Genomic DNA, 13,264 nt, shown 5'->3' on the forward strand with positions numbered 1-13,264 from the left:
AGATCGAGGCAGAGATGACGCAACAAAACGCTCAATCGACTTCTGAACAAACACTTTCCGAAAACGATTTAATCGCACAGCGTCATGCCAAATTAAAGCAAATCCAAGAGACTGCCAAACAAACAGGTAAGAGTCCTTGGCCGAATACGTTTAAACGTGAGCACTATACGGGTGACTTACAAGAACAATTTAAAGATCAAGATAAAGCACAAATCGAAGGTGCTGAAAAAGTTTATGTAAAAGTTGCGGGTCGTGTCATGTTGAACCGTGGGTCATTTATTGTGATCCAAGACATGACAGGTCGTATCCAACTTTATGTGGATCGTAAAGGTTTACCAGCTGACATTTTAGAAACCATTAAAAGCTTAGACCTTGGCGATATTATTGCTGCTGAAGGTTATATTGGTCGTTCTGGTAAAGGTGATTTATATGTACACCTTGAAGGTTTTGAATTATTAACCAAATCACTTCGCCCACTTCCAGATAAATTCCACGGTTTAACGGATACTGAAGCGAAATATCGCAAGCGTTATTTAGATTTGATCGTCAACGAAGAAACACGTAAAACCTTTGAAATTCGTGCCAAAGTCGTTGCGGGTATTCGTGCATTCTTGACCAATGAACGTTTCATGGAAGTTGAAACGCCAATGATGCATATCATTCCGGGTGGCGCATCGGCTAGACCATTCGTAACGCATCATAATGCTTTGGATATGGAACTCTATTTGCGTATCGCGCCAGAGCTCTATTTAAAGCGCCTTGTAGTGGGTGGTTTTGAGCGTGTGTTTGAAATTAACCGTAACTTCCGTAATGAAGGGGTGTCAACACGTCATAACCCTGAATTTACCATGATCGAGTTTTATCAAGCTTATGCTGATTATAAAGATTTGATGGCATTGACTGAAAACATGCTTGAGAAATTGGCGATCGACATTTTAGGTTCTACTGATTTGCCTTATGGTGATGAAGTGTATAGCTTCAAAGGGCCATTCAAGAAAATTTCAATGTTTGATGCTATTCTTGAACATAATCCTGACTTCACACCTGAAAATGTGAATGATCGTGAGTTCTTGGCTAAATTTACTCAAGATGTGTTGAAAGAAAAAGTGAAGCCAGGTTTCGGTTTAGGTAAGTTGCAGACGATTGTCTTCGAAGAAACGGTAGAAACGAAGCTACGTCAGCCGACATTCATTACAGAATACCCTGCGGAAACTTCACCGCTTGCGCGCCGTAATGATGATAATCCTCATATTACAGATCGTTTTGAGTTCTTTATTGGCGGTCGTGAATTGGCTAATGGTTTCTCTGAGTTAAATGACCCGATTGATCAAGCGGAACGTTTCCAAGCACAGGTTGAGGAAAAAGACGCAGGTGATGATGAAGCGATGCATTATGATGCAGACTTTATTGAAGCATTAGAATATGGTTTACCGCCTACAGCAGGTCAAGGGATTGGTATTGATCGTTTAGTCATGCTATTTGCCAATGCACCAAGTATTCGTGATGTATTATTGTTCCCACACATGCGTCGTAAAGATTAATTTTAAGTTAAATAAAAATAGCCACATCTGATTTGTGGCTATTTTTTTATCTGTACTTTATTGATTATTTTGTTTGCAGTTCTTTTGCGAGTTTTTCAGCGGCTTGCATGATTTTAGGTGTTAATTGCCCCATTTGCTGTTGACCAATTTTCATGCTTTTTTCCATTACAGTAGGTAATTTATTAATTGTCGATTGACCAACAGGTGTTTTATAAAATTCAAGCATGCCGTTGATTTCTTCTTGGGTAAATTCTTCAACATAGAGTTGAATCATTTCAGGCTCTAATTTAGCCCAAGTAAAATCCTGTTTTACAATGTTTGCAATGTCTTGATTAAAATTCTCAATCGCTTTCTTTTGTTTGGCATTGAGTTCTTGCCCTTGAGTGGCTTGTTCAATACTTGAAGCCATAATTTGGTGGACGTATTGGTTTGATTGATCAATTAATTGTTCGGATTTGGTGACTTTTAAGAGCTCTTTTACTGATTTTTTTGATGCTTGTTGAGCAAAAGTAGGCATAGAAATCGCTGCGCCCATGATAAGGGTTAGAATAAATTTTCTCATTATTTAGTTTCAATGTTGCGATAGAAAGCATGAATGGTACTGAGTCATCTCTTTTATTGTCAATTTCTTATTGCATGTTAAGAAATGTAATTGTTTTGTTTGATGATTGAAAAGTACCTATAAAAAAACGATGATGTGTTCATAAATAAACGTGAGAACAGTTTCGATATGTTTTTAAAAAAATCGCTTTATATCGCATTATTTGCGTCTATTTCATCTGTAGCATTTGCTCAGGGCTTAGTTCTTAATGATGAAAATCTACGCACTGATTTAAATTGGTTAAATCAGCAAGGTGTTATTCAAATTAGTACTTCAACATGGCCTTTAAGTGGCGATGAAATTCAACGCGCATTATCCCAAGCCAAAGTGAGTGATAACGCACAGCAAAAAGTGATCAATTCTGTAATAAATGCACTCCAGATCGATAATGAAACAGTAAAACTTGGTTTGCATGCAGACACAGATCTTAAAAAAATTCCTCAAACATTTGCTGATAATCAAAAATCACAATATCAGGCATCGGTCGAATTTAATGCAGGTGCTGAGAACTGGGATGCTAAGCTTCGGATCAATGCTGAGAAAGACCCGCTAATTGATCATGGTCATGATGTAAATGTTGAAGGCTCTTATATTGCAGGCAAGCTTTGGAATCAATGGATCGTTGCTGGTCAAATTCCAACTTACTGGGGACCTGGGCATGATGGTAGTTTGATTCGTGGAGATGCAAGTCGCCCTGTGTATGGAGTTACAGCGCAACGTGCTGTTCAAAATGCTTTTGAAACAAAATGGTTATCTTGGATTGGTCCTTGGCAATATCAGGCTTTTGCTGGTCAACTAGATGATTATAAGGCTATTCCAGATGCAAAATTAATTGGGTTACGTTTGACTGCTCGCCCATTTCCAGCATTGGAAATAGGTGCGTCTCGAGCACTTCAATGGGGAGGTGATGGTCGACCTGAGAGTCTAAGCTCATTGTGGGATGCATTTACTGGTACAAAAGATAATGGTGGAACGGGCAAAGCTGATCCATCTAATCAGATCGCTGGCTTTGATGGTCGATTATTGTTACAACCTCTTTTTAATATTCCCGTGAGCTTGTATGGTCAATTTATTGGGGAAGATGAGGCAGGCGGTTTACCTGCTAAATATATGTATCTAGGGGGGGCAGACTTTTCTTCAAGTTATAACAATATGCCTTACCAACTTTATGCTGAATGGGTAGATACACGTACCAATGGCGAGGTGAGGAGTATTTCTTATGCACATACTATTTATAAGGATGGCTATTATCAACATGGTTTTCCATTAGGTCACTCAATTGGCGGTGATGGGCAAATGTATTCAGTTGGTGGTGATATTCGTTTTGATGTGATGAATCGTCTAAGTGGGCGTGTTTTATATGCAAAAGTAAATCAATCGAATTTAGCAATTAATACAGCATTTTCGAAAGAAGATACAGTTAAGGGGATTGATTTGACTTGGACACATTATTTAAAACCAACAATTCCACTGAAAATTAATGGTTGGGTCAGTGATTCTGATCGTAATGGTAATGATGGTGGTCTTTCAGTAGGTGTTGAGATTCCGTTAGAAAAAAATATGTTCCGTTTCTAAGCATTACTGCTGAAAAGAAGCCTGTTAAAGGCTTCTTTTTTATTTGAATAAATTTTCAGCATATTTTGAATGATATTCTTCTATTTTACATCTATACATATCACAATTTTGCATATTGATATGAAAAAACAAGCTAAAGAAGCCGATCTAAATTATTATAATGGATAACCTTTACTAGATTGCTGATTTGTTCACTAGTAAGAATATCGATATCACGAAAAATTGGAGTTGTTATGGTACTCGTTCCTCCACACGGTCTTCCAAGTGGTGGTTTAATACCACTTATAGATTTTATGGGTAACATGGATAAAGGGGGATATGTACATGACTGAAAATAGATTAACTCACCTCAAGCAACTTGAGGCTGAGAGTATTCATATTATTCGTGAAGTTGCTGCTGAATTTGAAAACCCTGTCATGCTTTATTCTATTGGTAAAGATTCAGCTGTAATGCTACATCTTGCAATGAAAGCATTTTACCCTGCAAAACTTCCGTTTCCACTCCTGCATGTAGATACAGGTTGGAAGTTTAAAGACATGATCACATTCCGTGACAACATGGCAAAAACACATGGCTTTGATTTGATCGTACATCAAAATAAAGAAGGTCGTGATGCAGGAATTAACCCATTTGATCATGGTAGTTCAAAATATACCGACATCATGAAAACTCAGGGTTTAAAACAAGCATTAGATAAATATCAGTTCGATGCTGCATTTGGTGGGGCACGTCGTGATGAAGAAAAATCACGTGCGAAAGAACGCGTCTATTCATTCCGTGATACTAAGCATCGTTGGGATCCAAAAAACCAACGTCCAGAACTCTGGAATCTTTACAATGGTAAAGTGAACAAAGGCGAAAGTATTCGTGTTTTCCCTTTATCTAACTGGACTGAGTTAGATATTTGGCAATATATTTATTTAGAAAATATTCAACTTGTTCCTCTTTATTTCTCAGCTGTACGTCCGGTTGTAGAGCGCAGTGGCACGTTAATCATGGTCGATGATGAGCGTATGCGTTTAAAAGAGGGAGAGGTTCCTCAAATGAAATCGGTACGTTTCCGTACACTCGGCTGTTACCCATTAACAGGTGCAGTTGAATCAGAAGCGGATACATTGCCTGAAATTATCCAAGAAATGCTTTTGGCTACCAGTTCAGAACGTCAAGGTCGTATGATTGACCATGATGAAGCGGGTTCGATGGAAAAGAAAAAGCAAGAAGGTTATTTCTAATTTCCTTCATCAAATCCCTCTTTTAAAAGAGGGATTTAGGGAGATTAAAACCGATTTCTAAAGAATATGTGGAGTTTTGAGCAATGTCTCATCAATCAGATCTTATTAGCCAAGATATCTTGGCATATTTAAAACAGCACGAAAATAAAGACCTACTGCGTTTTTTGACCTGTGGTAACGTCGATGATGGTAAATCAACACTTATTGGTCGTTTGCTTTATGATTCAAAGTTGATCTATGAAGATCAATTACAAGCGGTAACACGTGACAGTAAAAAAGTGGGGACAACAGGTGATGCACCTGACCTTGCTTTACTTGTCGATGGTTTACAAGCTGAACGTGAACAGGGGATTACCATTGATGTAGCCTATCGTTATTTCTCAACTGAAAAGCGTAAGTTCATCATTGCAGATACACCAGGACATGAACAATACACACGTAACATGGCAACGGGTGCATCAACAGCTGATCTTGCCATTATTTTGATTGATGCGCGTTATGGCGTACAAACACAAACTCGTCGTCATACTTTTATTGCAAGCTTGCTCGGTATTAAAAATATCGTTGTTGCGATCAATAAAATGGACTTGGTTGAGTTTTCTGAAGCGCGTTTTAATGAAATTCAAGTTGAATATGATGCATTCTTAAGTCAGCTTGGTGAACGTCGTCCAGAGAATATTTTATTCGTTCCGATTTCGGCATTGAATGGCGATAACGTCGTTAATCCATCTGTAAGTACGCCGTGGTACAAGGGTCAAACCTTGATGAGCATTCTTGAGTCGGTGGAAATTAAACGCGAATCAAATAAAAATGAATTCCGTTTCCCTGTTCAGTATGTAAATCGTCCAAACCTTGATTTCCGTGGTTTTGCGGGTACGATTGCGCTTGGTGAAATCAACGTTGGTGATGAAATCGTTGCCTTACCTTCAGGTAAAAAATCAACGGTTAAAGAAATCGTGACCTTTGATGGAAATCTTGAACAAGCAATTGCAGGTCAAGCGGTTACTTTAACGTTAAATGATGAAATTGATATTTCTCGTGGTAACGTTTTGGTTCGCGCAGGTGAGCAACCACTTATTTCACGTAGTGTTCGTGCATCTGTTGTATGGATGAATGAGCATCCTTTAGTGAAAGGTAAATTGTATAACGTTAAAATCGGTACGCAAACTGTTCCTGCAAAAGTCAGTGCGATCAATTACCGTGTCAACGTAAATACACTTGAACATACTCAGGTTGAAGAAATTGAGTTAAATGCGATTGCAGATCTTGTGATTGAGTTTGATGCTCCAGTGGTATTTGACCAATATCAAGACAGCCGTTATACAGGTTCGTTGATCTTTATTGACCGTTTGAGCAACGTGACTGTTGGTGCGGGGATGATTGAAGCCGCAGTAGAATGGACTGCGCATAGTAATCCTGTGACAGCGGAAGATCGTGCTGCTCGTCTAGGTCAGAAACCTGCTGTGATTGGTGTTTCTGCGCAGTTAATCGAGAATGCACAAGTTCTAGAAAGTTTGTTGATTCAACAAGGTGTGGTTGCGATAGCAAAAGTTGGTTTAACGACTGCGCAAATTACGCTGTTACGTGAAACAGGTGTGGTTGTGATCACAACCGTTGTTGATGGTACTGATACGGATATCACTGCTGACACTGTTGAAGAGGCAGCTGAGCAAATCATTGAATTAGTTCGTCTATAAGCGATTGAACTGATTTAAACAAGCCCGCTTTATGAAGCGGGCTTGTTTATTTTATAGAGGTTAGATTCTAGCTTTAGAAATTACTGATTTTGAACTGTGATCTAAAAGATGAGTAAATAGATCGAGCTGATATTTTTATTCTGTTTTGAAATGTCTTTTATGAGACAATAGTTCTTTAAATTATTGTCTAAGGACTCCCATGACTGAACAATCTCCTGAATATTTAAGCGATATCGAAATTTTAGACGTTTTACAGTCTATGAAAAAAGATGAGCTTGATGTTGAAGCAAATGAGATCATCCGTAATGGGGGAAAGGCTGGGCGTCAAGAAGCACATAAACAAGCATTGGTGGCTTTGAATACAAGTTTTGAAGAAAAATTTGTAGAAGCAGTGACACTTGCATTGGGTTTAAATGCAGGGCAGGCTAAAAAAATCCGTTATAAAAAAGACCGTATCCGTATTTTAAAAGTACGTGGTATTGATTATCTTGCGATTGATGGTGCGGAAACGGCTCAGGTTTTATCTCAGGTTGCACAGGCAATCAGCCGCGAAGATGCGATTGTGACTGAAGGTTTACATAATATTTTTCCATTTTGGAAAGAAGGCTGGCCAATGGTTCAGTTTGATAATGCATATAAAATTTTATCTGAAGACATCGCGATTCATTACCAAGCGACTTTAGATCAATTAATTTCATTGTATGGTGGAAATTAAGATCCAATAAGATTTTTGCAAAATGGAATAAATCATTAAAAATAACAAGGATGTTAATTTTATGAACTCGAATTTAGAGATTCCGCATGAAGCTTTACAAGCATTAAGAGCAGGGCAGCTGATTGATGCAATTAAAATTACGCGTGAGAAAACAGGTCTTGGGTTGAAAGAATCGAAAGACTTGATTGAACAATATTTAAAAGATCATCCACAAGAGCAAGCACTTATTCAAGAGCAATTAGCTCAACGTAGTCGTGGTGGTGTTAAAATCTTTATTCTGATTCTTATTGTATTCATCATTTTAGCTTGGTTAATGATGAAATAAAATTAAGCCCAAGAAATGGGCTCTATTTTATGATGCGTTATTCTATTGGTGATGTAGGCGGTTCATTTTCTAAGCTTGGAATAATTTGGGTGACCAGTAATTGATCAATTTTATAATGATCAATATCAACCACTTCAAACTTAAAACCAGCATATTCTACCGCATCAGCAGGACGTGGGATTTTGCGTAAACGATATATGATAAAACCAGCGATGGTTTCATAGTTTTCATTTTCAGGAAATTCTTCAATTCCGAGTACATGCTTCACATCTTCAATAGGTGTACTACCATCAATTAGCCATGAATGATTATCACGTTTAATGATTTGTAGGTCTTCTTCCATTGGTGTAACCCAATCACCCATCACTGTAATCATAATATCGCTTAATGTAATTACACCGACAACTAGAGCATATTCATTAATCACAACTGCAAATTTTTCTTTGGTTGAGCGAAAACGATCAAGTACTTCAGATAAAGTCAGCGTATCAGGAATGATTAGAACAGTACGAATGGTGGATTCATTAAGCTGAAGTAGAGATTGATTGTTTAATATACGCACTAAAATATCTTTGGTATCGACATAACCAATAACTTGATCAATGTGTTCATTACAGACTAAAAACTTCGAGTAGGGGTATTCTGCTAACTTTTGACGAATACTATTTTCATTTTCTTTTAAGGTGAAATAAACCACATTTTCACGTGTGGTCATACTTGATGGGACGGTACGTTCTTCAAGTTCAAAAACATTTTCAATAAAATGATGTTCTTGTTTTTGTAGTACCCCAGCTTGAGCTCCAGCATCCATAACGGCTGAAATATCATCAAAGGTAATGTTGTCATCACGAATGGTATTCACTTTAAACAAACGGAATAGCAGATTGGCAATGGCATTGATTCCCCAAGCCAACGGTTTGCAGACTTTAATAAAAACTTGAATCGGTTCAATGACGCTAATCGCAATTTTTTCTGGAGCGATCATTGCCAAACGTTTTGGCATTAAATCAGCAAATAGAATAAATAGGGAGGTCACTAGGGTAAATGATAAGGCAAAGCCAATGGTTTCTAACCAAGGACCCACATAAAATTGCTTCAGCATTTCTACAAAAAACGGACGGAAAGCGGCTTCACCTAGAATACCACCTAAGATTGCAACGGCATTTAGTCCTATTTGCGAGGCTGCAAAAAAGTCAGCAGATTGTGCTTGTAAGTCTAGAACTTTTTGCGCACGGATTTCACCAGATTCTGCCAATATCTTTAATTTAACTTTTCGTGCACCAGCAAGTGCGATTTCAGTGAGTGAGAGAAATCCTGCTGCAATAATCAGCACAATAATGATAATAATATTTTGGAAGAGACTCACACATCACCTGTGGTTCATCATTTATTATGAATATGTTGTAACATAAAAAAGAAGAGAGGTAATTAGGTATTACCTCAGTATAACAATTTTGCTTATGAAACAAGTATATCCGTAGAGGAGTTAGTATTGTTACAAAGCAATATTTTAATATTGTGAAAATTGTGAATTATTTAAAAAGAATTCACGATTTTCCTCTTCAATCATTTGACGCGCAACAAACAGAATCAACTGTCTCAACCAACGATGAGCTGGATGGTGGTGTAATAGTGGACACCAAGCCATTTTTAGCTCAAATTCTGGAATATAGAAAGGAGGATCTTTGATTAGGAGTCGAGGATTTTGTGCTTGTAGGCGTGCCATGCGTGTTGGTAATGTTGCAATCAGATCAACATTCTGCGCTAAAAGCGCAGGCATTTGATAATGGCGTGTAAATACTGAAATTTTACGACGTTGACCAATACGTTCTAAGGCTTGATCAATCCAACCAAGTCCTGCTTGTTTGTCTGGGTTTACGCCAAAACCAACACCCATTCCTGTTTTAGATACCCAAATATGCTGGGCATCTAAATAACTTTTAAGGTTGAGGTGAGTTACGGCAGGGTGCTTATCATTTAAAATACAGCTAAAACTATCACGCCACACCAAAACTTGGTGGAAACTTTGCGGAATTTCGTTAAAGCGATTAATTGCTAGATCAACTTTCCCTTGTTCCATGTCTCGATAAGACACATCACTTGGGGTTAAGAAGTCGAGTACAACATTCGGTGCTTCTGAGCGTAATGCTTTGACTAAACGAGGAACAAGTGTTGCTTCAGCATAATCCGATGTCATAATACGGAAAACACGGGTGCTTGTATAAGGTCTAAATTCGGTACGTGGTTCTAGAATCATTGACAAATCTGACAACGCGTCACGAATACGAGGCTGTAATTCTAATGCACGTTCAGTAGGCGTCATGCCTTCAGAAGAACGAATCAAGAGAGGATCGTTAAATAAGTTACGTAAACGACGTAAAATATTACTCATTGCAGGTTGGGTAACACCCAATTGCTCTGCTGCACGTGTGACATTTTTTTCACGAAGAAGTACATCAAGATAAATTAATAAATTGAGATCAACTCGCTCCAGATTCATAAAAAAAATACCGAGAATAAAATTTTTGAATTGTCCTGAATTATCGCATATCTAAAGCCATTTGTGTACGTTAATACGATATAAAAGTGAGAGTAAGAGTGAGAGTTGAAAGAAGAAGGCTTTTTGGGCGCATATTGGGTTTATAAGGAAATAGAGAATAATAATCAGCAGTTTATACTTTTGATGAATGCCGTAAAATAAATTTCTATTTTCGTGCAGAAATTTATTATTTCACAGGTTTTTATTTTGTATGGTTTTTAATTTGAAGTGTATAAAAATAATACAAATCAATAGGTTCTTATAAATTTTTAAAGCTTTAATTTTTATTAAATCTTTTTAATAACAAGTGTTTATTTTGTTTATAGCTGTAATTGCATCATGCTGTTTTATGTATTTCATAAATAAATACTGAAAATTAACCTAGAATATTGGATAAATTTGTTTGTAGGGTCTAAGCTGTGCAACATGTTGATGAAGTGCTTGAAATCTAGACTATATAAAAGCATGATTTTTAGCGATCATTTGATGCCTATCCTCAAAAGGAATATATCATGAGTACATATCAAACAGCGATTGATGCAATCCGCGAATTAAAAGCAAAATTTGGCGACACTTGGCGCGATATCAGCGCAGAAGATGCTGCGCGTATGCAAATGCAAAACCAATTCAAAACTGGTTTAGACATTGCTAAATATACAGCTGCGATTATGCGTCGTGATATGGCTGCTTATGATGCTGATTCTAGCAAATACACTCAATCATTAGGTTGCTGGCACGGTTTTATCGCGCAACAAAAAATGATCGCGAACAAAAAATACTTCGGTACTACTGAACGTCGCTATATCTACCTTTCTGGTTGGATGGTTGCTGCACTTCGTTCAGAATTTGGTCCACTTCCTGACCAATCTATGCACGAAAAAACTTCAGTACCTGCTTTGATCGAAGAAATCTACACTTTCTTACGTCAAGCTGATGCGAAAGAACTTAACGATTTATTCCGTGCGCTTAAAAAAGCAAACGAAGCTGGTGATGCTGCTAAAGCTGCTGAAATCACTGCTCAAATCGATGGTTTCCAAACTCACGTTGTGCCAATTATTGCGGACATCGATGCTGGTTTCGGTAACGAAGAAGCGACTTATTTACTTGCTCGTAAAATGATCGAAGCTGGTGCTTGTGCGCTTCAAATCGAAAACCAAGTATCTGATGCTAAACAATGTGGTCACCAAGCTGGTAAAGTAACTGTTCCACACGAAGACTTCATCTCTAAAATCCATGCATTACGTTATGCATTCTTAGAAATGGGTCTTGATGATGGTATCATCGTTGCTCGTACTGACTCTGAAGGTGCTGACTTAACTCAAAAAATCCCAGTGGTTAAAGAGCCAGGTGACATCGCTTCTCAATACATCAGCTACTTAGACACAACTGAAATTGACATCGCTGATGCTGAAGAAGATGAAATCTTAATCAAGCGCGGTGGTAAATTACACCGTCCTAAGCGTTTAGCTTCTGGTTTATATCAGTTCCGTGCTGACACTCAAATTGACCGTGTTGTACTTGACTGTGTATCTAGCCTTCAAAATGGTGCGGATCTTCTTTGGATCGAAACTGCGACTCCAAACGTAGAAGAAATCGCACACATGGTTAACCGTGTTAAAGAAACGATTCCAAATGCTAAGCTTGTTTATAACAACAGCCCATCATTCAACTGGACTTTAAACTTCCGTCAACAGTCTTATGACCGTTGGGTTGCTGAAGGTAAAGACGTTTCTGCTTACGACCGTGCTAAATTAATGAGCGCTGAGTACGATGCAACTGAATTAGCTGCTGATGCTGATGCTAAGATCCGTACATTCCAAGCAGATGCTTCTCGTGAAGCGGGTGTGTTCCATCACTTGATCACACTTCCTACTTACCACACTGCTGCTCTTTCTACTCATGAGCTTGCACAAGGTTACTTCGGTTCTGAAGGTATGTTGGCTTATGTTGCTGGCGTACAACGTAAAGAAATCCGTGGTGGTATCGCTTGTGTTAAACACCAAGCAATGGCTGGTTCTGACATCGGTGATGATCACAAAGAAATCTTCTCTGGTGACAACGCTCTTAAAGCGCACGATGATGCTAAAAACACAATGAACCAATTCTCAGCTCACTAAGCTTTGACTTGATTCAATAAAGAAACCCTGCATATGCAGGGTTTCTTGCTATTGGTTTCTATAAAACCAATAAGAAGGGACTACTTATTTAACTTCTTTTTTTAGTTGGTATTTATCTGCTAAAGCGCCTGTAATCTGATTGCCTTCTAAATCTAGTGCTTTTAGATGACCTTCAGCAACAAAATATTTGCGATTATCGCCAGCTTTATCTAACGCAATAATAGATGAATTTTTACTGTCGAATTGGAAGCTACCTTTGCTTTCAAATGCTTTACCATCACTTTTACCGAGATAGGTTTCTTTTATTTCATAGGTTTTATCTAGATTGAGTTTTAACTCGGTTTCAATCCCTTCACAATCTGCACAAGGGAGCACGCCTTTGTAAGTACCATTCCAATCTAATGAGTTTTCAGCGGTGTGTGCTGTATCCGCTATCGCAGTCTCTGATACTGCTTCAGTTGTCGTAGTGGGTGGAGGTGTTTGCTGCTCTTCTGTTTTTTTATTTTCAGTTTTGCTACAAGCTACTAAAACAAGAGAGGCTAGCGAAAGTGCAAGAATGGATTTTTTCATTTTTGATTTGACCTTTTTGAAAATATTGTCATCTAAGCTATGAAATTTCAAAGAAAAAGGGTAGTGACAGTATGTAAGAGTTATTTAACCTTTAGTAAATTGATCTATTGCTTTAATTGAGATTCTTTCCATTTACGTTGTATTAATAATCAGAATTTTGGCATTTGATAATCATAAGTTCTTGATAAGAAAAAAGCACTTATCTTTCGATAAGTGCTTTTTTTTGAATCTGGAGCGGGAAAGGAGACTCGAACTCCCGACCCCAACCTTGGCAAGGTTATGCTCTACCAACTGAGCTATTCCCGCAATAGGACGCATTATAGAGAATTTCATCAAACTGTCAACTCTCTA

General features: G+C 37.9%; 12 protein-coding genes and 1 tRNA gene. 8 read left to right on the forward strand and 5 right to left on the reverse strand.

Annotated elements, in window-relative coordinates; translation table 11 throughout:
• Positions 1 to 14 precede the first annotated feature (14 nt).
• Positions 15 to 1,541: a lysine--tRNA ligase gene (gene lysS, locus C502_RS0102395; protein ID WP_018677271.1), complete on the forward strand. Its 1,527-nt coding sequence runs from the start codon at positions 15 to 17 to the stop codon at positions 1,539 to 1,541.
• A 64-nt stretch (positions 1,542 to 1,605) separates the two neighbouring features.
• Here lysS and C502_RS0102400 read toward each other — a convergent pair whose 3' ends face one another.
• Positions 1,606 to 2,103 (reverse strand): DUF2059 domain-containing protein, encoded by a 498-nt coding sequence (locus C502_RS0102400; protein WP_026315719.1) that lies wholly within the window; start codon positions 2,101 to 2,103, stop codon positions 1,606 to 1,608.
• Positions 2,104 to 2,271: 168 nt separating this feature from the next.
• On the opposite strand from C502_RS0102400, the gene C502_RS0102405 reads away from it, so the two are divergent.
• The 6 genes from C502_RS0102405 (at position 2,272) to C502_RS0102430 (ending at position 7,687) form a co-directional block, all read left to right on the forward strand.
• Positions 2,272 to 3,717: a capsule assembly Wzi family protein gene (locus C502_RS0102405; protein ID WP_018677273.1), complete on the forward strand. Its 1,446-nt coding sequence runs from the start codon at positions 2,272 to 2,274 to the stop codon at positions 3,715 to 3,717.
• Between the two features lie 233 nt (positions 3,718 to 3,950).
• Entirely contained in the window at positions 3,951 to 4,049 is a 99-nt protein-coding gene (locus C502_RS19710) for a hypothetical protein (RefSeq protein ID WP_018677274.1), read from the forward strand.
• Positions 4,042 to 4,950: a sulfate adenylyltransferase subunit CysD gene (gene cysD / locus C502_RS0102415; protein ID WP_005053074.1), complete on the forward strand. Its 909-nt coding sequence runs from the start codon at positions 4,042 to 4,044 to the stop codon at positions 4,948 to 4,950. Before C502_RS19710 ends, cysD begins: the two co-directional genes overlap by 8 nt.
• Before the next feature lie 83 nt (positions 4,951 to 5,033).
• Positions 5,034 to 6,647 carry a sulfate adenylyltransferase subunit CysN gene (gene cysN / locus C502_RS0102420; protein ID WP_018677275.1) on the forward strand — a complete coding sequence of 538 codons (1,614 nt, stop codon included), beginning with the start codon at positions 5,034 to 5,036 and terminating at the stop codon, positions 6,645 to 6,647.
• A 199-nt stretch (positions 6,648 to 6,846) separates the two neighbouring features.
• Entirely contained in the window at positions 6,847 to 7,362 is a 516-nt protein-coding gene (locus tag C502_RS0102425; RefSeq protein WP_018677276.1) for a hypothetical protein, read from the forward strand.
• A gap of 61 nt (positions 7,363 to 7,423) precedes the next feature.
• Positions 7,424 to 7,687 (forward strand): ribosomal protein L7/L12, encoded by a 264-nt coding sequence (locus tag C502_RS0102430; RefSeq protein ID WP_018677277.1) that lies wholly within the window; start codon positions 7,424 to 7,426, stop codon positions 7,685 to 7,687.
• 37 nt (positions 7,688 to 7,724) lie between these two features.
• Here C502_RS0102430 and C502_RS0102435 read toward each other — a convergent pair whose 3' ends face one another.
• The gene (locus C502_RS0102435; protein ID WP_018677278.1) at positions 7,725 to 9,053 is read right to left on the reverse strand and encodes a polyamine export protein PaeA; all 1,329 of its coding nucleotides are present in this window, start codon (positions 9,051 to 9,053) and stop codon (positions 7,725 to 7,727) included.
• 144 nt (positions 9,054 to 9,197) lie between these two features.
• On the reverse strand, positions 9,198 to 10,187 hold the full coding sequence (locus C502_RS0102440; RefSeq protein ID WP_018677279.1) for a LysR family transcriptional regulator: 990 nt from the start codon (positions 10,185 to 10,187) through the stop codon (positions 9,198 to 9,200).
• A 551-nt stretch (positions 10,188 to 10,738) separates the two neighbouring features.
• Here C502_RS0102440 and C502_RS0102445 point away from each other — a divergent pair.
• Positions 10,739 to 12,343, forward strand: a complete 1,605-nt coding sequence (locus C502_RS0102445) for an isocitrate lyase (protein ID WP_018677280.1) — start codon at positions 10,739 to 10,741, stop codon at positions 12,341 to 12,343.
• Positions 12,344 to 12,427: 84 nt separating this feature from the next.
• On the opposite strand, the gene C502_RS0102450 is transcribed toward C502_RS0102445, so the two are convergent.
• Together C502_RS0102450 and C502_RS0102455 are read right to left on the reverse strand one after the other, a co-directional pair.
• Positions 12,428 to 12,913 (reverse strand): copper resistance protein NlpE, encoded by a 486-nt coding sequence (locus tag C502_RS0102450; RefSeq protein WP_018677281.1) that lies wholly within the window; start codon positions 12,911 to 12,913, stop codon positions 12,428 to 12,430.
• Positions 12,914 to 13,143: 230 nt separating this feature from the next.
• Positions 13,144 to 13,219 (reverse strand) — tRNA-Gly (locus tag C502_RS0102455).
• Between the last annotated feature and the right edge of the window lie 45 nt (positions 13,220 to 13,264).

Source organism: Acinetobacter tjernbergiae DSM 14971 = CIP 107465 (assembly GCF_000374425.1).
GTDB lineage: Bacteria > Pseudomonadota > Gammaproteobacteria > Pseudomonadales > Moraxellaceae > Acinetobacter > Acinetobacter tjernbergiae.